Source organism: Fontimonas sp. SYSU GA230001 (genome assembly GCF_040066175.1).
Taxonomy (GTDB): Bacteria; Pseudomonadota; Gammaproteobacteria; order Nevskiales; family Nevskiaceae; genus Solimonas.
Window position 1 is genome coordinate 1 of the sequence record NZ_JBEAAM010000020.1, and the last position, 20687, is coordinate 20687.

The 20687-nt window shown below is 68.4% G+C and carries 18 protein-coding genes; 13 read left to right on the plus strand and 5 right to left on the minus strand.

The annotated features are described in order from the left end of the window. The first annotated feature begins 140 nt into the window (after nucleotides 1–140). From AAG565_RS11200 to AAG565_RS11220, 5 genes are read left to right on the plus strand one after another with little or no spacing between them, the layout of a single operon-like run. Entirely contained in the window at nucleotides 141–494 is a 354-nt protein-coding gene (locus AAG565_RS11200; RefSeq protein ID WP_348819681.1) for a hypothetical protein, read from the plus strand. Between the two features lie 9 nt (nucleotides 495–503). Continuing rightward, nucleotides 504–1976: a DUF3375 domain-containing protein gene (locus tag AAG565_RS11205; RefSeq protein WP_348819682.1), complete on the plus strand. Its 1473-nt coding sequence runs from the start codon at nucleotides 504–506 to the stop codon at nucleotides 1974–1976. 31 nt (nucleotides 1977–2007) lie between these two features. Further along, nucleotides 2008–2697 carry a DUF4194 domain-containing protein gene (locus tag AAG565_RS11210; RefSeq protein ID WP_348819683.1) on the plus strand — a complete coding sequence of 230 codons (690 nt, stop codon included), beginning with the start codon at nucleotides 2008–2010 and terminating at the stop codon, nucleotides 2695–2697. Beyond that, nucleotides 2690–6103 carry an ATP-binding protein gene (locus AAG565_RS11215; RefSeq protein ID WP_348819684.1) on the plus strand — a complete coding sequence of 1138 codons (3414 nt, stop codon included), beginning with the start codon at nucleotides 2690–2692 and terminating at the stop codon, nucleotides 6101–6103. The genes AAG565_RS11210 and AAG565_RS11215 overlap by 8 nt, the downstream gene beginning before the upstream one ends. Next, on the plus strand, nucleotides 6100–7311 hold the full coding sequence (locus tag AAG565_RS11220; protein WP_348819685.1) for a DUF3322 domain-containing protein: 1212 nt from the start codon (nucleotides 6100–6102) through the stop codon (nucleotides 7309–7311). Before AAG565_RS11215 ends, AAG565_RS11220 begins: the two co-directional genes overlap by 4 nt. Nucleotides 7312–7444: 133 nt before the next feature. Here AAG565_RS11220 and AAG565_RS11225 read toward each other — a convergent pair whose 3' ends face one another. Both AAG565_RS11225 and AAG565_RS11230 read right to left on the minus strand, forming a co-directional pair. Then, nucleotides 7445–8467 (minus strand): SRPBCC family protein, encoded by a 1023-nt coding sequence (locus tag AAG565_RS11225; RefSeq protein ID WP_348819686.1) that lies wholly within the window; start codon nucleotides 8465–8467, stop codon nucleotides 7445–7447. Between the two features lie 74 nt (nucleotides 8468–8541). Continuing rightward, a complete protein-coding gene (locus AAG565_RS11230; protein WP_348819687.1) occupies nucleotides 8542–10224 on the minus strand; it encodes a hypothetical protein in 1683 nt (560 codons plus the stop codon). 101 nt (nucleotides 10225–10325) lie between these two features. Between AAG565_RS11230 and AAG565_RS11235 the strand changes: the two genes are divergently transcribed. From AAG565_RS11235 to AAG565_RS11245, 3 genes are all read left to right on the plus strand, one after another. Then, on the plus strand, nucleotides 10326–10718 hold the full coding sequence (locus tag AAG565_RS11235) for a hypothetical protein (RefSeq protein WP_348819688.1): 393 nt from the start codon (nucleotides 10326–10328) through the stop codon (nucleotides 10716–10718). An 80-nt stretch (nucleotides 10719–10798) separates the two neighbouring features. Beyond that, complete coding sequence (locus tag AAG565_RS11240; RefSeq protein WP_348819689.1) at nucleotides 10799–12235, plus strand: TolC family protein; 1437 nt, start codon at nucleotides 10799–10801, stop codon at nucleotides 12233–12235. Continuing rightward, nucleotides 12235–13611 carry a copper oxidase gene (locus AAG565_RS11245; protein WP_348819690.1) on the plus strand — a complete coding sequence of 459 codons (1377 nt, stop codon included), beginning with the start codon at nucleotides 12235–12237 and terminating at the stop codon, nucleotides 13609–13611. The genes AAG565_RS11240 and AAG565_RS11245 overlap by 1 nt, the downstream gene beginning before the upstream one ends. Nucleotides 13612–13710: 99 nt before the next feature. Here the strand turns inward: AAG565_RS11245 and aceA are convergent, their stop codons facing one another. Further along, entirely contained in the window at nucleotides 13711–15018 is a 1308-nt protein-coding gene (gene aceA / locus AAG565_RS11250; protein WP_348819691.1) for an isocitrate lyase, read from the minus strand. A 178-nt stretch (nucleotides 15019–15196) separates the two neighbouring features. Further along, nucleotides 15197–15661: an EF-hand domain-containing protein gene (locus tag AAG565_RS11255; RefSeq protein ID WP_348819692.1), complete on the minus strand. Its 465-nt coding sequence runs from the start codon at nucleotides 15659–15661 to the stop codon at nucleotides 15197–15199. Here AAG565_RS11255 and AAG565_RS11260 point away from each other — a divergent pair. Genes AAG565_RS11260 through AAG565_RS11280 form a run of 5 tightly spaced genes read left to right on the plus strand, consistent with a single transcriptional unit; the run spans nucleotide 15638 to nucleotide 19850 of the window. After that, nucleotides 15638–16363 (plus strand): ABC transporter ATP-binding protein, encoded by a 726-nt coding sequence (locus AAG565_RS11260; RefSeq protein ID WP_348819693.1) that lies wholly within the window; start codon nucleotides 15638–15640, stop codon nucleotides 16361–16363. The genes AAG565_RS11255 and AAG565_RS11260 overlap by 24 nt on opposite strands. Then, nucleotides 16363–17568, plus strand: coding sequence for an ABC transporter permease (locus tag AAG565_RS11265; RefSeq protein ID WP_348819694.1), 1206 nt, complete (start codon nucleotides 16363–16365; stop codon nucleotides 17566–17568). Before AAG565_RS11260 ends, AAG565_RS11265 begins: the two co-directional genes overlap by 1 nt. After that, a complete protein-coding gene (locus AAG565_RS11270; protein WP_348819695.1) occupies nucleotides 17565–17831 on the plus strand; it encodes an acyl carrier protein in 267 nt (88 codons plus the stop codon). Before AAG565_RS11265 ends, AAG565_RS11270 begins: the two co-directional genes overlap by 4 nt. A gap of 19 nt (nucleotides 17832–17850) precedes the next feature. Next, nucleotides 17851–18999, plus strand: a complete 1149-nt coding sequence (locus AAG565_RS11275; protein ID WP_348819696.1) for a beta-ketoacyl synthase N-terminal-like domain-containing protein — start codon at nucleotides 17851–17853, stop codon at nucleotides 18997–18999. After that, nucleotides 18993–19850, plus strand: coding sequence for a hypothetical protein (locus AAG565_RS11280; protein ID WP_348819697.1), 858 nt, complete (start codon nucleotides 18993–18995; stop codon nucleotides 19848–19850). Before AAG565_RS11275 ends, AAG565_RS11280 begins: the two co-directional genes overlap by 7 nt. A 13-nt stretch (nucleotides 19851–19863) precedes the next feature. Here AAG565_RS11280 and AAG565_RS11285 read toward each other — a convergent pair whose 3' ends face one another. Next, nucleotides 19864–20580 (minus strand): hypothetical protein, encoded by a 717-nt coding sequence (locus tag AAG565_RS11285; protein WP_348819698.1) that lies wholly within the window; start codon nucleotides 20578–20580, stop codon nucleotides 19864–19866. Nucleotides 20581–20687 lie beyond the last annotated feature (107 nt).

Genomic DNA, 20687 nt, shown 5'->3' on the forward strand with positions numbered 1-20687 from the left:
TGGCGTGAAGCCATGAATCAGTTCGCGATCGCCTACGGCGATCGCTTCGTCCGAGGTACCGTGTGAAATCGCTTCACACACAAAAATTCAGACAGGCCCCCATTGGACGCACTGCGGCATACCTGCACAAGGCCCCAGCGTTGCCGGACAACCATGTCACGATTTTGCGTCCGAACGGCGATCTGGACCCGGTTTATCTGGCGATCTTCCTGAACTCGTTGGCGGGACAACTTCAAGTCGAACAGCGGCTTCGGGGCTCATCGGGACAGATCGAGCTTTATCCGAACGACATCGCCGAGTTTCTGGTTTGGGTAGCACCCCAATCGCTGCAACAGCATGTTCGAGCGTTGGTGGAGCAAAGCTTCGCGCAGCGCCAGCGCGCAACCCGTCTCCTCGACGCCGCCAAACGCGCGGTCGAGATCGCCATCGAGGACTCGGAAGCCGCGGCACTGGCGTATCTGGCCGCCGCCAACCCGGCCGAGGCGGCCACGTAATCCTGGTCCATGGACCACGCCACCCTCAGCGCCTTGCGCGACCGCCATCCCGCCTGGCGCTTGCTGGTTTCGCCGCACGCGCCGCTGGTGGCGAGCTTCCTGCATCGGGTGTTCGTGGCGCCGAATGTGCGGGTGATGAGCGAGGCCGATCTTGCGGAAGCTTTGGAGGACGAGCTGTTCACCCTGCGTGAGCAGTTGGGGACCGAGGCCTACCCCAAGGGCGCGCAGGACTACCTGAACGACTGGGCCGCGCCCGACAAGGGCTGGCTGCGCAAGTTCTACAAGCCGGGCACGGACGAGGCGCAGTTCGACCTGACGCCGGCCACCGAGAAGGCCATCGCCTGGTTGCTGACGCTGACCGAGCGCCCCTTCGTCGGCACCGAATCGCGCCTGCTCACGCTGTTCGCGTTGCTGGAGCAGATCAGCGCCGGCACCGAGGCCGACCCGATCAAGCGCGTGACCGACCTGCGCAAGAAGCGCGACGAGCTGGATGCCGAAATCGCCCGCGTGCTGGCGGGCGACGTACCGCTGCTGGACGACACGGCGGTCAAGGACCGCTTCCAGCAGTTCCAGCAACTGGCGCGCGAGCTGCTGGCCGACTTCCGCGAGGTGGAACACAACTTCCGCCTGCTCGACCGGAAGGTGCGCGAGAAGATCGCGCTGTGGGAAGGCGCCAAGGGTGCGCTGCTCGACGAGATCATGGGCGAGCGCGATGCCATCGGCGACTCCGACCAGGGCCGCAGCTTCCGCGCCTTTTGGGACTTCCTGATGTCCAGCCGGCGGCAGGAGGAGCTCTCCGAGCGGCTGGATCAGGTGCTGGCGCTGCCCGCCGTCGCTCAGCTTTCGCCCGACCCCCGCACCCGCCGCGTGCATCACGACTGGCTGGAGGCAGGCGAACACACGCAGCGCACGGTGGCCCAGCTGTCGCAGCAGTTGCGCCGCTTTCTGGACGACCGGGCCTTTCTGGAGAACCGCCGCATCCTGGACCTGCTGCACGGCGTCGAGAACAAGGCACTGGCGCTACGCACTGCTGCGCCCGCTGGCACCGTGATGCACATCGACGCCATGGGCGCGGACATCGAACTGCCGCTGGAGAGGCCGCTGTTCACGCCGAGCGTGAAGCCGCGCCTGGTTGATCTGGCGCTCGTCGCTGGCGAGAACGACATCGATACCGCACGCCTGTTCGAGCAGATCGTGGTGGACAAGGCGCGTCTGCGCGCCGCCGTGCAACGCGCCCTGCGCCAAAAGGCACAGATCACGCTGCGCGAGCTGGTGGAAACCGAGCCGCTCAAACAAGGCTTGGCCGAACTGGTGGCCTACCTGGAGCTGGCCCACGCCGGAGTCGGTGGCGACGGTCTGGAAGGCCTGCGCGCGCTGGTGGACGATGCTGTGCAGGAGCCCATCCGCTGGCAGGCCGAGAGCGCCGCGGGCGAGGCCGTGGTGCGCGAGGCGCACTTGCCGCGCGTGATTTTCACGCGCTGACGGGATCGGGCGGTCAAAGGGAGAAAAGAACATGGACGAGGCGCGCGACGAGAACGATTCGGTAGAGCCGCCGCCCAGCGCGCTGCCGGCGGTGCCAGAGTTGTCGCAGCTGATGGTGCACCTGCTCAAGGGTGTGCTCTACCGTGACGACGACGAGCGCCTGTGGGCCAGCCTGCTGCGCCTGCAGGCACGGGTGCGGGAACAGGCCGCCGTGCTGCTGCTCGACCTGGTGCTGGACGAGGCCGAAGGCCACGCCTTTCTGAAGAGCCGCCCGGACCCGGACGAGGCAGAGGGCGCGCCGCGCCTGCCACGGCTCGTCGCACGCCGGCCGCTTTCCTATCCGGTGAGCCTGATGCTGGCGCTGCTGCGCAAGCGCATGGCCGAGTTCGACGCCGGTGGTGGGGACACCCGACTGGTGCTCTCGCGTGACGACATCGCCGAGCTGATGCGGGTGTTTCTGCCCGATGGCACGAACGAGGCTCGGCTGATCGACCAGGTGGACGCGACCATCACCAAGGTGGTCGATCTGGGCTTTCTGCGCCGGCTCAAGCCTGCCGCCGGCAGTGCGCAGGACCGAGGCCACTACGAGGTGCGGCGCATCCTGAAGGCTTTCGTCGACGCGCAGTGGCTGGCGGAGTTCGACGCGCGGCTGGAGGTCTACCGCAAGGCGCTGTCGGGCGGCGCGGGTCTGGGTACCGGCCACGAGAAGGCCGATGCGTGAGGCACCGATGGACGCTGGGACATTGGGGCTGGACTTCGTGGCCGACGACACCCGGGTGGGCTTTCGGCTGCAGCGGCTGGAAGTTCTGAACTGGGGCACCTTCGACAAGCGTGTCTGGCGCTACGAGCTCGACGGGCGCAATGGCCTGCTCACGGGCGACATCGGTTCGGGCAAGTCCACGCTGGTCGATGCCATCACCACCCTGCTCGTGCCGGCGCATCGCGTGGCCTACAACAAGGCGGCAGGGGCAGACTCCCGCGAGCGCTCCTTGCGGTCCTACGTGCTGGGCCACTACAAGAGCGAGCGCAATGAGGTCACGGGGAGTAGCAGGCCCGTGGCGCTGCGCGATGCGTCGAGCTACTCGGTCATCCTCGGTGTCTTCCGCAACGAGGGCTATGACCAGGCCGTGACGCTGGCCCAGGTCTTCTGGCTGAAGGACCCGCAGGGCCAACCCGCACGCCTGTTTGTGACGGCTGAGCGGGCGCTGACCATCACGGATGACTTCAGCGGCTTCGGCAGTGACATCACTGCCCTGCGCAAGAAGCTGCGGGGCGCGGGCTGCGAACTGTTCGACAGCTTCCCGCCGTATGGGGCTTGGTTCCGCCGGCGCTTCGGCATCGAGCACGAGCAGGCCTTGGAGCTGTTCCACCAGACGGTCTCGATGAAGTCGGTGGGCAACCTCACTGACTTCGTGCGCAGCCACATGCTGGAACCCTTCGACGTGGGCAGCCGCATCGAGGCCCTGATCCGCCACTTCGACGACCTGGACCGGGCGCATCAGGCCGTGCTCAAGGCCAAGCGGCAGGTGGACTTGCTGACGCCCTTGGTCGATGACGGCGCACGCCATAAGCTACTCGTGGCCGAGATTCAAGGCTGGCGGGATGCACGCGATCAGCTCCGGCCTTACTTCGCCCGGCTCAAGGGCGAGCTGCTGGACCGCCGCCTAGGCTTGCTGGCGCAAGACGCGGCCCGGCTCGATGCGCACATCGAGCGCCTTGAGGCGCAGCGCGAGGCCGAGCGCATCGAGCTTGGCCGCCTGGAGCGGGCGCTACGCGACAACGGCGGCGACCGCCTGGAGGAGCTGGCGGCGGAGATTCGCCGGCTGGAAGAGGACAAGCTCCAGCGCCAGAAAAAATCCGACCGCTTCCACGCGCTGCTGGCCCGCATCGATCCCAAGGCGCCCGAGGATGAGGCGGGCTTCCTTGCCCTGCAACAAAGCATCACCCAGCGTGCCGAAGGCTTGCGTGAGCGCGTTGCCGACTTGGACAACCGCGAGCGCGAAGAGGACTTTGCTTTTCGCAAGGGGCGTGAAGAACACACTGCCCTGTCGGAGGAAATCGAGAGTCTGGCACGGCGCAAGAGCAATATCGACGCCGCCCAGGTCCGCATCCGCGCTGCGCTATGTGCGGCCCTCGCCATCCCTGAAGATGAGCTGCCTTTCGCGGGCGAGCTCATCCAGGTGCGCGACGATGAGCGCGACTGGGAGGGCGCTGCCGAGCGTCTGCTGCGCGGATTCGGCCTCTCGTTGCTGGTGCCGGATGCGCACTATCAGGCCGTGGCGGACTGGGTGGACCGTCAGCATCTGGGCACGCGGCTGGTGTACTTCCATGTGCGGCCGAGGAAGGCGGTTCCTGGCGCGACCCTGCATCCGCAGTCGCTGGTAAAGAAACTCGTCATCAGGCCGGATTCACCCCATTACGAGTGGCTGGAACAGGAGCTTCGCCAGCGCTTCGACGTGGCCTGCTGCGACAGTATCGAGCAGTTTCGCCGCGAGCTGCGCGCCATCACCCGCGCCGGACAAATCAAGGACCCGAGCGGACGCCACGAGAAGGACGACCGCCACGCTATCTCCGACCGCAGCCGCTATGTGCTGGGCTGGAGCAATGCCGATAAGCTGCGGGTGCTGCGCGAGCAGCGGCAGCGTCTTGAAGCCAAGCTCGGCCTGCTGGCGCAGCGCATCGGGGAAATCCAACAGGCGCGCAATGAGCTGCGGGGTCGGCTGGATGCACTCAGCAAGCTGGAAGAGTTCACCCGCTTTGCGGACATCGACTGGAGGAGCCTGGCCCGGCGCATTGCCGAACTGGCCGGGGAGCGCGCACGGCTGGAAGCCGCATCCGACACCCTGCAAGAGCTGGGGCGCCAGCTCAAGGCCGCGCAGGAACGGCTGGGCGAACTGGAAGCGAAGCGCTCCGACGCCTTGGGCAAGCGGGGCGAGATCAAGAGCAAGCGCGAGACGGCCCAGGCGATGCGCGATCAGGCCGCAGGCGTATGGAACGCTGCGCCGCTGACCGATGCGCAGATCGCGCTTCTGGATGGCTTACGCTCGCAGGCGCTGGGCGAGCATCAACTGTCGGTCGAGTCTTGCGACAACCGCGAGCAGGACATGCGCCAATGGTTGCAGCAGCGCATCGACGCCGAGGACAAAAAGCTGGCGCGGCTCGTCGAGCGCATCGTCAATGCCATGCGCGGCTTCAAGGAGGAATTCAAGGCGGAGACGGTCGAGATGGACGTCGCGCTTGCGACGCTGCCCGAATACGAGCGGCTGCTCACCGATTTGAAGCGCGATGACCTGCCGCGCTTCGAGGCGCGCTTCAAGGAGCTGTTGAACGTCAACACCATCAACGAAATCGCCAACTTCAACGCCCAGCTCGCGCGCGAGCGCGAGATCATCAAAGAGCGCATCGACGTCATCAACCGCTCCCTCGAAGCCATCGACTACAACCCCGGCCGGTTCATCCGCCTGATGGCGCAGCCAAACCCCGATGCCGAGATCCGCGACTTTCTGCAGGACTTGCGCGCATGTACCGAGGGCGTGCTGACGGGATCAAACGATGAACAGTATTCGGAGGCCAAGTTCCTGCAGGTCAAGGCCATCATCGTCCGCTTCCGGGGTCGTGAAGGACTGGCGGATGCCGACCGGCGCTGGACGGCCAAGGTCAGCGACGTGCGCAACTGGTTCCAGTTCTCGGCCAGCGAGCGCTGGCGCGCCGACGGCACCGAGCACGAACACTATTCGGACTCGGGCGGCAAGTCGGGCGGTCAGAAGGAGAAGCTGGCCTACACCGTGCTGGCTGCAAGCCTGGCTTACCAATTCGGATTGGAGTCGGGCGAGGTCCGCTCGCGCAGTTTCCGCTTCGTCGTGATCGACGAAGCTTTTGGGCGTGGGTCGGACGAGTCGGCGCAATACGGCTTGCGCCTATTCCAAGAGCTCCATCTGCAGCTGTTGATCGTCACGCCGCTACAGAAGATCCACATCATCGAGCCCTTCGTGGCCAGCGTCGGCTTCGTGCACAACGAGGGCGGGCGCGACTCGCGGCTGCGCTGCCTGTCGATCGAGGAATACCGGGCGCAGAAGGCGGAAGCCATGGGTGAAACCAGGGCTGATAGAGAGGGCGCGGCACCATGAGCTGGACTACGCAGGTCGATCTGCGCGCCCAGGTCCAGCGTTTGTGGGACCGGGGCGACTTGCTGCGGGCGGCGGTGACGGACTCCGTATCGTGGCCGCTGCACCTTACCCTGAAGGCCCCCTCGGCGGCCGACCTGTCCGATCGCTTCGAGGCCGTGCGCGACTGGGTGCGCACCATCGCTGACACGCCGCAGGTGCGCATCGAATGGCGCGAGTGGAAGCACCGTGTCCAGGGCCTGCAGCGGCTCCCGGCGGCGGTCTGGATCGACACCCTGCAAAACGCCTTGGCCTTCATCGGTAAGGCTGGCCAAGCGCAGAGCTTCGTGGCGCTGTGGCAGCAGACGGCGGACGCGCAGCCGGCGCTGCTGGCGTGGCTGTCTCGGCGGCCGATTCAGGCGCTGGATCTGGCCGACCGCTGGGATCGTTTGCTGGCCGTCGTCGCATGGCTGCAGGCCCATCCTCGGCCGGCCGTGTACCTGCGCCAGGTCGATGTGCCTGGCGTGGACAGCAAGTTCATCGAGGCCAATCGCGGCGTGTTGACCGAGCTGCTCGATCTGGCCCTGCCCCCCGAAGTCATCGAGCGTGACGCCACCGGCGTCGCCCAGTTCACGCGCCGATTCGGCTTTCTGGAAAAACCCGTGCGGATTCGATTGCGCCTGCTCGACCCCGCGCTTCCCAGCCTTCCAGGCTGCGGAGGGCTGCCCGACATCACGCTGGACACGGCGAGCTTCGCGGCGCTGGCGCTCCCCGCACGGCGCGTCTTCATCACCGAAAACGAGACCAACTTCCTCGCCTTCCCGCCGGCTGCGGGCGCCATCGTCATCTTCGGCGCGGGCTACGGCTGGGAAGCGCTGGCGCGCGCCGCATGGCTTTATCGCTGCGATCTGCATTACTGGGGCGACATCGACACCCACGGATTCGCCATCCTCGACCAACTGCGCGGCTACTTTCCCAGCGTGGCCTCTTTCCTCATGGACCGGGAGACGCTCGTTGCCCACCGCCAGCACTGGGGCGAGGAGCCCGACCCAGCGCGCCACGACCTGGCGCGTCTCACGCCCGCGGAGGCCGCCGTCTATGACGACCTTCGGTTCGATCGCCTCCAGCCCTGGCTGCGTCTGGAGCAAGAGCGGGTGGGATTTGGCTGGCTGTGCGAGCGGCTGGCGGGAATCCTCTCGGAAGCCCACGTAGATCCGCCTCCTGACTCGTAAGCTCGGGAGGCTGGTCACTGCATGGTCAGCCACCCACCGCCCATAACAAAACCCCAACCGCTCCCGGTTGGGGTTTTTCTTGCTGATCGCGCCGATCCCCTCGCGCTGTTGGGGGCATGCGGAAGCCGGCGGACTACTTGATCGGCCAGTTGATCCGCGTGATCCGTTCGGCTGCGGGTGTAGTGCCGGGGTCGGAGACGTATTCCTCCCAGGAGTCGCCGTTGTCCTCGAAGCCGGCGACGGTGCGCCACGCGGTCAGTGCGCCGTATGTGGTTTCCATCGTCGCGTAAGGTCCGACGTGGGTGACGCGCAGGATATCGCCGGCGTAGCTGCGGCCGGACTGGATGCCGGATTCGGGTGCGCCGGGCGGGTCGTCGCGATCGACCATCAGCGCGGCGTCGAAGCGCCAGTTCCGCGTTTCTTCGTTGAATGCGCGGGTGATGGCGATCGGTGGCGCGACCTGTTTCAGACCATGGGCGGCCAGATGCGCGGACAGCTTGGCGTAGGCCGCGTTGAGCAGTCCGGCGGCCTCGTCGATCGGTGCCGCCGCCGACACATACACGATCGGCTGCGCCTGGACACGCAGCACCTCGGCGCGGATCGCGGACAGGTCGTCCCTGGGCAGATTCTCGACCAGCGTCTTGAGCTCGGCGAGTCCGCGTTCGTAGTCCGGGCCGAGCATGCGGTCCAGCATCAGTCCGAAATAGCGCGCGAGCAGATCGCCTTTGAACGTGCTGTCGTAGCTCCAGGTGATGCGCGTGCCCTCGCCTTCCGGCCGCAGCGTGTACACGGCGAGGTTGTCGCTGTCGAAGCCCTCGAACACCAGCTTGACCACGATGCGCTCGAACGGCACCGCTTCGAGGATCTCCTGGCTGCCGGCGCCAACCGATGGGTCTTCGCTGCGCCAGCTCTGCTTGGCACCCGGTCCGACCAGCGGTCCTTCGACGGTGTAGGTCGTGCGCGGATCGAGTGCCGCCCACGGCGACCACTTGTTGAATTGCTTGAAACCGTTGAGCACGGTGAACACCGTCGCCGGCTTCGCGTCGATCACGATCGAGCGTTCCACATGCGCCTGGTCCGGCAGGACCAGGCCGACGGCGACGGCCCCGACGATCAGCACGACGATGGCGATCAACAGCCACTTGAGCAGACGCACGTCACTTCCCCCGGTTCTTCGTGATGTCCTGCGTGCGGGCACCTTAGCGATGCGGCAGTCGCGACTCAAGTCGATCAGATCCGTGAGGCCCCGAGCTGGACATCGGCATGCGCCCAGGCGCGCTCGAAACGGCGCTGCACCTGCTCGGCATCGGCGTCACGGCCCTGGCGGCGCAGGCTCTGCGCGAGTCCGAACAGCGACCAGCCGTTGTCCGGATGGCGGCGCAGGTCCTCGCGATAGATGCGTTCCGCGTCCGCGGCACGGCCGTCCTGCAGCAGCGCCTCGCCCAGCGTCGCGCGCAGCGGTGCGTGCCACAGTGGCGGCTCGAAGTAGGCTGTGGCGTCCTCGAGTGCGACGCCGGCTTCGAGTGCGGCGATCGCAGCGGCGTGGTCGCCGTCGGCCAGGGCCACGGTGCCGGCAAGCAGCCGTTCGGCGATCTTGAGCGTCGCCGACAGGGGGTGTTGTGGACCGACCATCAGACTGTCGAAGGCCGGGTCGGCGGCGGCGCGCGCGAGCGCTTCGAGATGCGCCTGCGCCGTGTCCGGCAGACCGGTGCGCGCCGCCGCCATGCCGCGCGCGAAATGCCAGATCGCGATCGGGTAGCGCAGATCCTCCGGCGGCACCGGCGTGGCCATGATCTCGTCCCAGCGTCCGAACTGGACCCTGGCCTTGAGTGGCGTCACCCAGTAGTCCTGCAGGACGGCGAGTTCCGGCGTGCGGATCAGATCGGGGATCCACGCCCGCTTCGCCGTCTCCTCGGCCGCGGCCAGCGCCGTCGCGCTCGCGCCCTGCATCGATGCCGCCCACCACAGGAAATGGTGGTTGTGCGGCACGTAGCCGAGTGGATAGACGCCGGGCGCGGGGCGGCAGACCGCCAGATAGGCGTCGTCCGCCGCGATCGCCTTGCGGTTGGCGGTGACCGCGTCGTGGTAACGGCCGACGCGGGTATAGATGTGCGCCGGCATGTGCACCAGGTGCCCGGCGCCGGGCAGCAGGTCGCGCAGGCGATCGGCGGCTTCGGCGCCGCGCTGCGGGTCGGTCGAGGCCTCCACCGCGTGCACGTACAGGTGCAAGGCGCCGGGATGGCGCGGATCGCGGGCGATCACCGATTCCAGCGTGGCGACGATCTCCGCCGTCGCGCCCTTGGGCAGGCCGTCGCGGTCGTAGTAGTCCCAGGGCTGCAGGTCCATCAGTGCTTCGGCGTGCAGCGTCGCGGCGTCCAGATCGTCCGGGAAGCGTGCGACCAGCAGCGCCGTCGCTTCCGCCCAGGCGCGGTCGAGGGCACTGCGGTCGGCGTCGGCATCGGGCGCGTAGCGCTGCGCGAGTGCTTCGATATAGGCACGTTCCCGTGCGGACACCTTGTCGGCCAGCCGGAGCGCGTTCTGCACGCGCGCCCAGGCCCTGGGCACGTCGCCGGGTTCCATCGTCGCGTTCACGTGCGGGCCGAGCACCAGTGCGGCACCCCACCAGCACATCGCGCAGTCCGGATCGGCGCGGACCCCCATCAGGAAAGAGCGTGCGGCCGCATCGTGGTTGAAGCCCCAGGTCAGCACCATGCCCTGGTCGAACCAGCGCTGCGCCTCGGCGGTGGCGGTGATCGGATAGTGGAAGCCGCCGAGGCCGTCGAGCAGCACCGCGCCGGGAATCGAACCGTCCGGCACGGTGTCGGGTTGGGTTCTGGGTTGCAGCAGATACCACAGCAGGCCGGCGACGAGGCACGACACCGCCAGCAGACCGACCGCGCGCCGACCGTCCATGGAATGTCTCCGCAGAGGCGGATTCTCTTACTCCGAAGCGCGGCCGGCCGCAAGCCGTGCGGCAAATTGAACTTCGGTGGGCTGCGGCGTCTAATGCCGGCATGCGCCGTCCCGCGTCCGCGATTTTCATGTTGCTGTTGGCGTGCTGCCTCGCCGTGCAGCCGTCTGCCGTGGCCGGCGCCTGCGCGCATCGCCCGCCGGTGCAGTCCGGTGAAACCGCGCCGGTGCATCAGGCCCATCAGCATCATCAGGCGACGGGCGGTGCGGTGGATTCCGGCGCCGCGGCAGGGGCTGCGACGGTGACCGATCCCGGCTGTCATTGCGGCTGTCCCTGCAGCGACGGCGGCTGCTTCTACGCCGCACCGGCGCTGCCGTTGGCCACGGCGGCCGACACCCTCGTGTCACGGGGGACGGGCGGCCACGCCGCCGAACGCGTCGTGCGCCGGCGCCCGGCACACGCGATTGACCTGCTCCGACCTCCCCGCGCCGCCTGAGTCGGTGGCTGCCGTGCGCAGCCGCGTCTGTCGTCGCGCGTCGCGCGACCTTCCACTCACGGCTTCCGGGAGGTGTCGAGGTGTCCCGAATTCGTTCTGTCGTTTTCTCCGTGTCGTGCGCGGCGCTGGGCGCCTGCGCCGGCCTGCCGCCCGATCATGGCCGCGGCGAGGTCGCGCGGCTGGTGGGCGCGCGCGGTGTCGATCTGCCGGTCACGGCCGATGCGCGCGCCGACACCGAGGCCGCGCTCCAGTCCCCGCTGACGGTCGCTGCCGCGGTACAGCTGGCGCTGATCAACAATCCCCAGCTGCGCATCGAACTGGCGCGCCTGGGCTTCGCCGCGGCTGAGGTCTATGAGGCCGCCCGCCTCGCCAACCCGGTGCTGTCGGCTGCGCGGCTGGCGTCCGCCGACGGCGCGCCGCATGCACAGCTGACGCTGGGGCTTGCCTTCGACTTCGTCCACCTGCTGTTCCTGCCGGCACGGCGCCGTTTCGCGGAAGCCGGCTACGAAGCCGCACGGCTCGACGCCGCCGCGGCGATCTACGACCTCGCCACCGAGGTCGAGTCGGCGTGGTACCGGACCGCCGGCGCGGAACAGCGGGCGCAGCTGCGCGAGCGGATCGCGCAGGCGGCGACGGCGTCGGCGGATCTCGCGCAACGCTATGTCGATGCCGGCAACCTGGGCCGGCGCGCGCTGGCGGCCGAGAGGGCGGCGGCGAGCCAGGCCAGCCTGGCGGCGCTCGCCGCGCGTGCCCAGGCGGTCGAGGAGCGCGCGACGCTCAATCGCCTGATGGGACTCGATGCCGGACAGAACCGCTGGACGCTCGCGGGACCGCTGGCAGAGCCGTTGCCGCAGGACGACGGGCTGGAAGTCTTGCTGCCGATGGCCCGCGACAACCGCCTCGATGTCGCGGCACTGAGGCGCCGTGCGCAGCTGCTCGCCGACCGCCATGGCCTGGTCCGCCGTACCCGGCTGGTCGGGGGAATCGAGCTGGGGGTCGAGCGCGAACGCGATTTCGATGGCGCGCTCAGCGCCGGTCCGACGCTGTCGCTGGAACTGCCGCTGTTCAACTGGGGCGGCGGGCGCACCGCCGCTGCGCAGGCCGCGCTGGATCTCGCCGAAGCGGAACTCGATGCGCGGATGCTGGACGTCGCCAACGCCGTCCAGCTCGGTGTCGCCCGCGTCGCGGCGGCGCGCGCGCAGGCGCTGGAGCACCGGGACACGCTGATTCCCCAGCGCGAGGCCGTCGTCGCGCAGATGCAGCTCGAACACAACTACATGCTGGCGGGCGTGTTCGATCTACTGCTGGCCCGGCAGCAGGCGTACGACGCCTATGCCGGCTACATCGACGCCGTGCGCGACTACTGGGTCGCGCGCGCGCAGCTGGCGCGTGCCGTCGGCCACAGCCTGCCGAGCAGCGCGCAGACGGCCCAGCCGATCGATACGCCGCCGCCGGCGCTGCCGCAGGCAGACGAGGCCGATCACGGCCGGCATCCGCACCACGGAGGACACCACTGATGCTTTCCCGACGCAATCTGCTCCAGGCGCTGACGCTCAGCGGCGCCGGCCTGCTCGCCGGCGCACCGCGTCGCGCGCGCGCCCAGCACGGCGGCCACACGCCGACCGCAGCCGCTTCCGGCGCAGGCCCCGTCTATCAGCCGGTGCGCACGCTCAACGGCTGGACCCTGCCCCATCGCATGAAGGATGGCGTCAAGGAGTTCCACCTGGTCGCCGAGGAGATCGAACACGAGTTCGCGCCCGGCTGCCGCGCCAGGTGCTGGGGCTACAACGGCACGACGCCGGGCCCGACCATCGAGGCGGTCGAGGGCGACCGCGTGCGCATCTACGTGACCAACCGGCTCGGCGAATGGACCAGCGTGCACTGGCACGGCATCGACCTGCCGTCCGGCTACGACGGTGTCGGCGGGCTCAACCAGCCGCACATCAAGCCCGGCGAGACCTACGTCTATGAGTTCACGCTGCGCCAGCACGGCACGCACATGTACCACCCGCACGCCGACGAGATGACGCAGCTCGCCTTCGGCATGATGGGCCTGTTCGTCATCCATCCGCGGGATGGCGAGGAGGTACGCATCGACCGCGACTATGCCTTCCTGCTGCACAACTGGGCGCTGCATCCGGGCACCTACCGCCCGGATCCGTCGATCATGCAGGAGTTCGACCTGTGGACCTTCAACAGCAAGGTCTTCCCCGCGATCGAGCACCTGGTGATGCGCACCGGCGAACGCCTGCGCCTCCGCATCGGCAACCTGTCGATGTGGAATCACCCGATCCACCTGCACAGCAACCCGTTCTGGGTCACCGGCAGCGACGGCGGACGCTGGCCGCAGTCGCAGTGGCGCCGCGAAGTCACCGAGATCATCGGCGTCGGCCAGATGCGCGACATCGAGTTCGTCGCGACCGAACCCGGCGACTGGGCGCTGCACTGCCACATGTCGCACCACACGATGGGGCCGATGGGACACGGTCTGCCCAATCCCGTCGGCGTGGATCAGAGCGGGCTGGAGTCGCAGATCCGCGCGCTGCTGCCGGGCTACATGGCCATGGGCGCGAACGGCATGGCCGAGCATGGACAGCACGTCGCGATGGGCATGCCGGGGCCGGACAACACGCTGCCGATGATGGCCGGAGAAGGTCCGTTCGGTCCGCTCGAGATGGGCGGCATGTTCACGATCGTCAAGGTGCGCGACGACCAGAAGCCCGGCGACTACACCGATCCCGGCTGGTACCGTTCTCCGGAAGGGCGACGCGCGCGCCGCGTCAGCAGCGACCCCGATTTCGGCAGTCCGCCGCGCCGCCATCCCTACGGCACCGGCCGCGTGGACCGCGCGCCTCCGGTCGCGCCGGCCGATCACGCGCATCACGGCGGCTGAGCGGCGCAAAGCAGAAGGGGGCATCGCTCGCGCGACGCCCCCTTCGGACTGCTCATTCCACCCTCACCCGCACCGGCGTGACGGTGGCCGACTTTGGCTTCAGTGGAACTGTTCCTCTTCCGTCGAGCCGGTCAGCGCCTTGACCGAGGAGCTGCCGCCCTGGATCACGGTGGTGACGTCGTCGAAGTAGCCGGCGCCGACTTCCTGCTGGTGCGACACGAAGGTGTAACCCTGCTCGCGCGCCTTGAACTCCGGCTCCTGCACCATGTTCACGTAGTGCTTCATGCCTTCGCCGCGCGCGTAGTTGTACGCGAACTGGAAGGTGTTGAACCAGTTGATGTGGATGCCCGCCAGCGTGATGAACTGGTACTTGTAGCCCAGCGCGGACAGCTCGTCCTGGAACTTGGCGATGGTCTTGTCGTCCAGGTTCTTCTTCCAGTTGAACGACGGCGAGCAGTTGTACGACAGCAGCTTGCCGGGGCAGGCCTTGTGCACGGCCTGCGCGAACTCGCGGGCGAAGCCCAGGTCCGGCGTGCCGGTCTCGCACCACACCAGATCCGCGTACGGTGCGTAGGCGACCCCGCGCGAGATCGCCTGTTCGAGGCCGTTCTTCACGCGGTAGAAGCCTTCCTGGGTGCGCTCGCCGGTGAGGAAAGGCTTGTCGTTCGGGTGATAGTCGGAGGTCAGCAGGTTGGACGCTTCCGCGTCGGTGCGCGCGAGCACGATGGTCGGCACGCCCATGACGTCGGCGGCGAAGCGCGCGGCGATCAGCTTTTCGATCGCCTCCTGCGTCGGCACCAGCACCTTGCCGCCCATGTGGCCGCACTTCTTCACGGCCGCGAGCTGGTCTTCGAAGTGCACACCGGCGGCACCGGCGGCGATCATGTTCTTCATCAGCTCGAAGGCGTTGAGCACGCCGCCGAAACCGGCTTCCGCGTCGGCGACGATCGGCAGGAAGTAGTCGATGTAGTCCTTGTCGCCGGGGCCGACGCCGCGCGACCACTGGATCTCGTCGGCGCGCTTGAAGGTGTTGTTGATGCGACGGACCATCGTCGGCACCGAGTCATACGCATACAGCGACTGGTCCGGGTACATGGTCTCGGAGGTGTTGCCGTCGGCGGCGACCTGCCAGCCCGACAGATACACGGCCTCGAGGCCAGCCTTGGCCTGCTGCATCGCCTGGCCGGCGGTGATCGCACCAAAGGCATTGACGTAGCCCTTCTTGGCGCCGCCGTTGACCAGCTTCCAGAGCTTCTCGGCGCCACGCTTGGCGAGCGTGTACTCGACCTGCACGCTGCCGCGCAGGCGGACGACGTCGGCCGCGGAGTAACCGCGCTTGACGTTCTTCCAGCGGGGGTTGGTCGCCCAGTCCTGTTCCAGGGCCTTGATTTGCTCGTCGCGAGTCATGTGCAGCAGTCCTCTCGGGGTGAAAGAAACCGATCGCGGCCTCTATCCAAACGAGGCCTTGCGGCGACCGACCGAGCGTTCAGGCTGAACGGCGGACCGGGGGGTGCCGCTTTTAGGGGGCGCGATTATAGCGGCAATCATTTTGCGCTGCACAAGGAATTGCCGGGGTCTGCGCGCCTCACTCCGCAGCGGGCTTGGACCCGGTGTCACCGTCGCCGGCACGGGCCGCGCGCACGCGCCGGTCCTGCATCGCCTGCAGTTCTTCCGGTGACAGTGCGCCATCGCCGTCGGTGTCGATCTCGTCGAAGTGGCGCAGCAGCGACGTCGGCAGTCCGGCTGCCTCGATCTCCGCTCGGCTCAGCGAGCGGCTTTGATCGCGGTCCGCGTCGCGGAACTGCTGTTCCCGTTTCTGCCGCAGCCGCTCGCGGCGCTGTTCGACCGCAGCATCGCTCGCGGCGTGAACCGGTGGCGCCGGCAGCGCCGCCAAAACTGGCAGAATGATTGCAATCAGACGTTTCATCGGATGGGCTCGGCGGCCGCCGAACCCATCGTCTGGGTCGCGATGGGCTTGGCCGGCCCGGCCCATGCTACGCCAACCCACTCGTCCCGTAGTCAGCGCGTGATCGACATCGAGCAACTGCACAAACGGTATCCCGGTGCGGCACGCCCCGCGCTGGCCGGACTCGATCTGCGCGTGCCCGACGGCTGCGTGTTCGGCCTGCTCGGCCCCAACGGCGCCGGCAAGACCACGCTGATTTCGATCCTGACCACCACGCTGTCCGCCGATCGCGGCCGCGTCGTCATCGACGGATGCGATGTCGCGACCCAGGCCGCTGCCGTGCGCGCGCGTGTGGCCTATGCGCCGCAGGAGCTGGCCTTCTATCCGGGCCTGAGCGTGAGCGAGAACCTGGAGCTGTTCGCGGCGCTGACGCCGGGCGCGAGCGCGGAGACCGTGGCTGCGGCGATCCGCATCGGCGATCTGTCGGCGCATCTGGACAAGCGCGCGCTGTCGCTGTCCGGCGGACTCAAGCGGCGCCTGAACTTCTGCATCGCCCTGCTCGGCAAACCGCGGCTGCTGTGCCTGGACGAGCCCACCGCGGGTGTGGATCCGCAGTCGCGCAACTTCCTGCTCGACGCCGTGCTGCGCCTGCGTGCGACCGGCGTGACCGTGCTGTACAGCACGCATTACATGGAAGAGGTCGAGCGCGTCTGTGACCGCGTGGCGATCCTCGACGAAGGCCGGCTGCTGGCCTGCGACACGCCAGATGCGTTGCGCGCCCGCCCCGACGAGCGCCTCGAATCGGTCTTCCTGCGCCTGACCGACACGGCGCTGAGGGACGGCTGATGCACGGTTTCGTCGCGCTGTGTCGCAAGGAGCTGCTGCTGCTGTCGCGCGACCGCCACGGCCTGCTCGTGCTGTTCGCGGTGCCGACGCTGTTCATCCTGTTGATGTCGCTGGCGCTGCGCGATGCCTTCCGTGCCGATGCCGCGCTCGGGCTGCCGCTGACCATCATCGACCGCGACGGCGGTCATCTGGCGCAGGACTTCGCCGCCGCACTGCTGCGGTCGGGTGCGTTCGTCGTGCAGGACCGAGCCGACGTGCGCGTGATCGTGCACGCGGGATTCTCGGAGCTGCTGGCGACGCGCAACGAACTGGCCGCCGACTTCCGCGGCGGCGAGCCGGAGCCGGCGTTGATCGATGTCGAGATCTCGCCGGGCGTGCCGCCGCAGATCAAGGCTGCGGCGAGTCTCGCGGTCCGTCAGGCCCTGCTCGCGGTGCAGTCCGAGTTCCTGCTTGAGCACGTCCTCGCAACGCCGCCGGACGAGCGCGACAACCTGCGCTATCTGACCGACCCGCGCCATCTGCCAGTCATGGAGCGCTTCGTCGGCAGTGACGGCACGACGATCGAGGCCCCCACGTCCGTGCAGCAGAACGTGCCGGCCTGGCTGATCTTCGCGATGTTCTTCGCCGTGATTCCGCTGGCGACCGCCTTCGTCATCGAGCGTTCGGAAGGCAGCCTGCTGCGGCTGCGCGCGCTGGGCGTGCGCGGCGGCGTCCTGCTGGCGTCCAAGGCCCTGCCTTATTACCTGGTCAACCTGACGCAGATGGTGCTGATGCTGGCGATCGGCGTGTGGATCGTGCCGCTGCTCGGCGGCGACCGTCTGACGCTGGGAGACAGCCCGTTCGGACTGTGGCTGATCGGCAGCGCAACCAGCCTGGCGGCGATCGGGCTGGCGCTGTGCGTGGCCGTGGCAGTCCGCTCGACGCTGCAGGCCACCGTCGCCGGCGGCGCGATCAGCCTGCTGCTCGCGGCGGTCGGCGGCGTGATGGTGCCGAAGATGGTCATGCCGGACACGATGCAGGCGCTCACCCGGCTGTCGCCGATGGCTTGGAGCCTCGAAGGCTTTTGGGATATCGTCCTGCGCCGCGGCGGCTGGCGCGAGGCACTGCCGGAGGCGCTGGCGCTGTCGGCGTTCGGACTGGTCTGCCTGGGCCTCGCCGCCCTGCAGCTGCGCCGCAGCGAGACAACCATGCACAGGACACCATGAAGGGCTCCGAGGACGCCGCGCTCAAGGCGCGGCTCAAGCAGCTGATCGTCACCGAGACCGACAAGCAGGTCGATCCCGAGCAGATTCCGGACGATCAGCCGCTGTTCGGTCCCAGGTCGGCGCTCGAACTCGATTCGGTGGACGGCCTGCAGATCTCGATGGCCTTGCAGATGCAGTTCGGCCTGCGCATCGAGGATCCCAAGGAGATGCGCCGCGTGCTGGCCAGCGTGAACACCCTGGCCGACTTCATCCAGCCGGCCTGACGTGACGAGTGCATCGTCCATGGCGCCCGGCGCGCGTCCCGTCTATCTGCGCGCCGGCGACGTGCTGTGCGCGGCCGGCCGCGGAGCGGCCGCGGCCGCCGAGGCGTGCCTGCAGCAATCGACGCACCCGGCCCGGATCGAGTTCAGCAGCCTGGGCGTTCCGGTCCAGCTGCCCTACTTCCGCATTGACGGTGCCCGTGGTGCGCCCGACGCCGATCTGCTGCGCCTGGCCCGCGACGTGATCGATGCCGCGCAGATCGACGACGCGCGGCGCCGGCGCATGGGCCTGTTCCTCGGCACCTCGTCGGGTGGCATCGCCCAGCACGAGCATGACTACGCGGAGGCGGTCGCACGCGACCCCGATGCGCTGGCGATCTTCAACCCGGACCAGTCCCGCTCGGCGACGCGCCTGTACTCCGCGCTCGGGCTGCAGGGCCCCAATTTCACGCTCAGCACGGCCTGCTCCAGTGCCGCGAACGCCCTGCTCTATGCGACCTGGGCGGTGCGCGAGGGCCACGTCGATGATGCCCTGGTGGTCGGAATCGAGTTCGAGAACCGCGTGTCGCAGCAGGGCTTCCACAGCTTGCTGCTGGCCACGCGCGAGCTGTCGCGGCCGTTCGACCTGCGCCGCGACGGCATCATGCTCGGCGAAGGCGCGGCGGTGGCAGTCATCAGCCGCGATCCGCCGCGCCGTGGACCCGTCTGGCGCCTGCGCGGCGGCGGCACCTTCTGCGACACGACGCATCCGACCAACCCGTCCGCTGCGCAGATCGCGCACACCATCCGCCTGGCGCTGACCGATGCCGGCGTCGCGGCGGAGCAGATCGGCGCGATCAAGGCGCACGGCACCGGTACGCGCGCCAACGACCTGTCCGAGGGTCTGGGCCTGCGCGAGGTCTTCGGCGAGCGGGTGCCGCCGTTCACGACGATCAAGCCGGTACTGGGCCACACGCTCGGCGCCTGCGGCCTGCTGGAGACGCTGGCCTTCGCGGCCTGCCTCGATCGCGGCCGGATCCCGGCGACCCGCCACTTCGAGCAACCCGATCCCGAGATCGGCATCGCCCCCCTGACGGCGCCGGCGCCGTGGACCGGCGGCCCGGTGCTGCTCAACACCTTTGGCTTCGGCGGCAACAACTGCGCACTGGTGCTGGAGCGCGACGGATGCTGAAGATCGCCGCGGTGTATCACCACGAGCGGCTGCTGACCGAGGTGTCGGCCGATCTGCGCGCCGAGCTGCAGGCGCTGACCGGCCAGGCGTTCCGGCGCATCAACCGCTTCATCGAGCTGGCGATCTTCGGCGCACTGCACTGCGGCCGCAGCGGCGGAGGTGTTGGCGCCGATACCGCGTTGTATCTGGCCTCGGAAGCACCGATGCTGGTCGATTGCGTGCGCGCGCTGCGCGGTGTCGTCGCCGAGGGCCGCCCGCCCAAACCATTCGAGTTCATGAATATCTCCGGCAACATGGCCGGGTTCTACATCGCCCAGCACCTGCGCATGAGCGGTCCGCAGCTGGCCACGCACCGCAAGGGCGCGGCACTGGAGGCCGTCTGCGAACTGCTGCAGCTGGGCAGCGCCCACCACCGCCGCGCACTGCTCGGCTATGTCGAGGAAGGCGTCTGGCCACTGAACGAACAGCGCGTGCGCCTGAACCTGCCGGCAGATGCGCCGATCCTGGAATGCAGCCACTGGTTCTATGTCGATGCCGACTGCGTGCAGCCGAAGGCGTTGCTCCGGGTCGCCCCGCGCTGCGCGCGTCTCGATGAAGCCGCGGACGTGCTGCGCCAGCTCCCCGCCGGATGGCGCGTGATCGCCGGCCATGGCTGCGGTGATGCTGAACTCGACCGCCTCGTGGCGGCGGGCATCGCCGCATCCGGTCTCCCTGCGCAACGGCCGTACAGCACCGGCGAAACCGCTGGCCTGATCGCGCGTTTCGTGGAACGGCCCGACGCGCCGGGGCTGGCGCACCTGAGCCGTGGCGGCGACGGGGGGTACTATCCCGTGCTGGTGCAGGCGTGCTGAGCCGCGGCGACGCTCAGTGCAGCAGCACGAAGTACGCGAAGATGTAAACCACCAGCAGCAGCATGATCATCGCCGCGGTGACGATGACGATGTCGAGCAGATCCTGGACCCAGCGCGCCGACTCGCCGAGCCGCATGGCGAATTCCGTTTCCAGCGGATCGATCGCGGCGCTGATGCGGCTGATCTCCGCATCGAGCGCGCGCAGTTGCTCGGGCGCGATGGCCCCCGCCGCGTGGCGCTGGCGGATGTCCAGGCCGAGCCGTTCGAGTTCGAGGATGTGGACGTCGGCCGCAACCCAGACCTCGACGACCCGCTGCAGGCGTTCGTGCCAGCCGAGCCAGCGGTAGAGCCGGATCAGTGCCGGCACGTCGGCCGGGTGATTGCGGCCGGCAACGAAGGACGAGAAGGCCCTCTCGTAGTCGAAATCGGCACGGTCCATTTCCAGCCGCGCCGCGCGGTCGGCCAGCGGCACCGCGAGTCCGGTCTGGTAGTCGAGCCAGTGCTTGTCCTCGCCGCTGAACAGGTACAGCTCCAGGGCGTGGATGGCGTCCTTGCGGCCCTTGGACCAGAGGCTCTCGCCCGTCGCATAGGCGCGCACGCCCTTGTCGATGACGAAGGCCGAGTACATCAACCCGACCAGCGCACCGATCAACAGGCACAGCGCCGCGAACGGCCACACGGGGCGCCGGACCGCCGTGCGTGCGGGCTGCATCAGGTCTCCCTTGGGCACCGTGTCTCGACTCCTGCCATCCGTGGCCGACGAGATTAGACCATGGGGCGGGCCGCGCCAGCATGGGCCGGCGAGGGGCGGCATCTCGCGCGATGAACGGCCAGTCC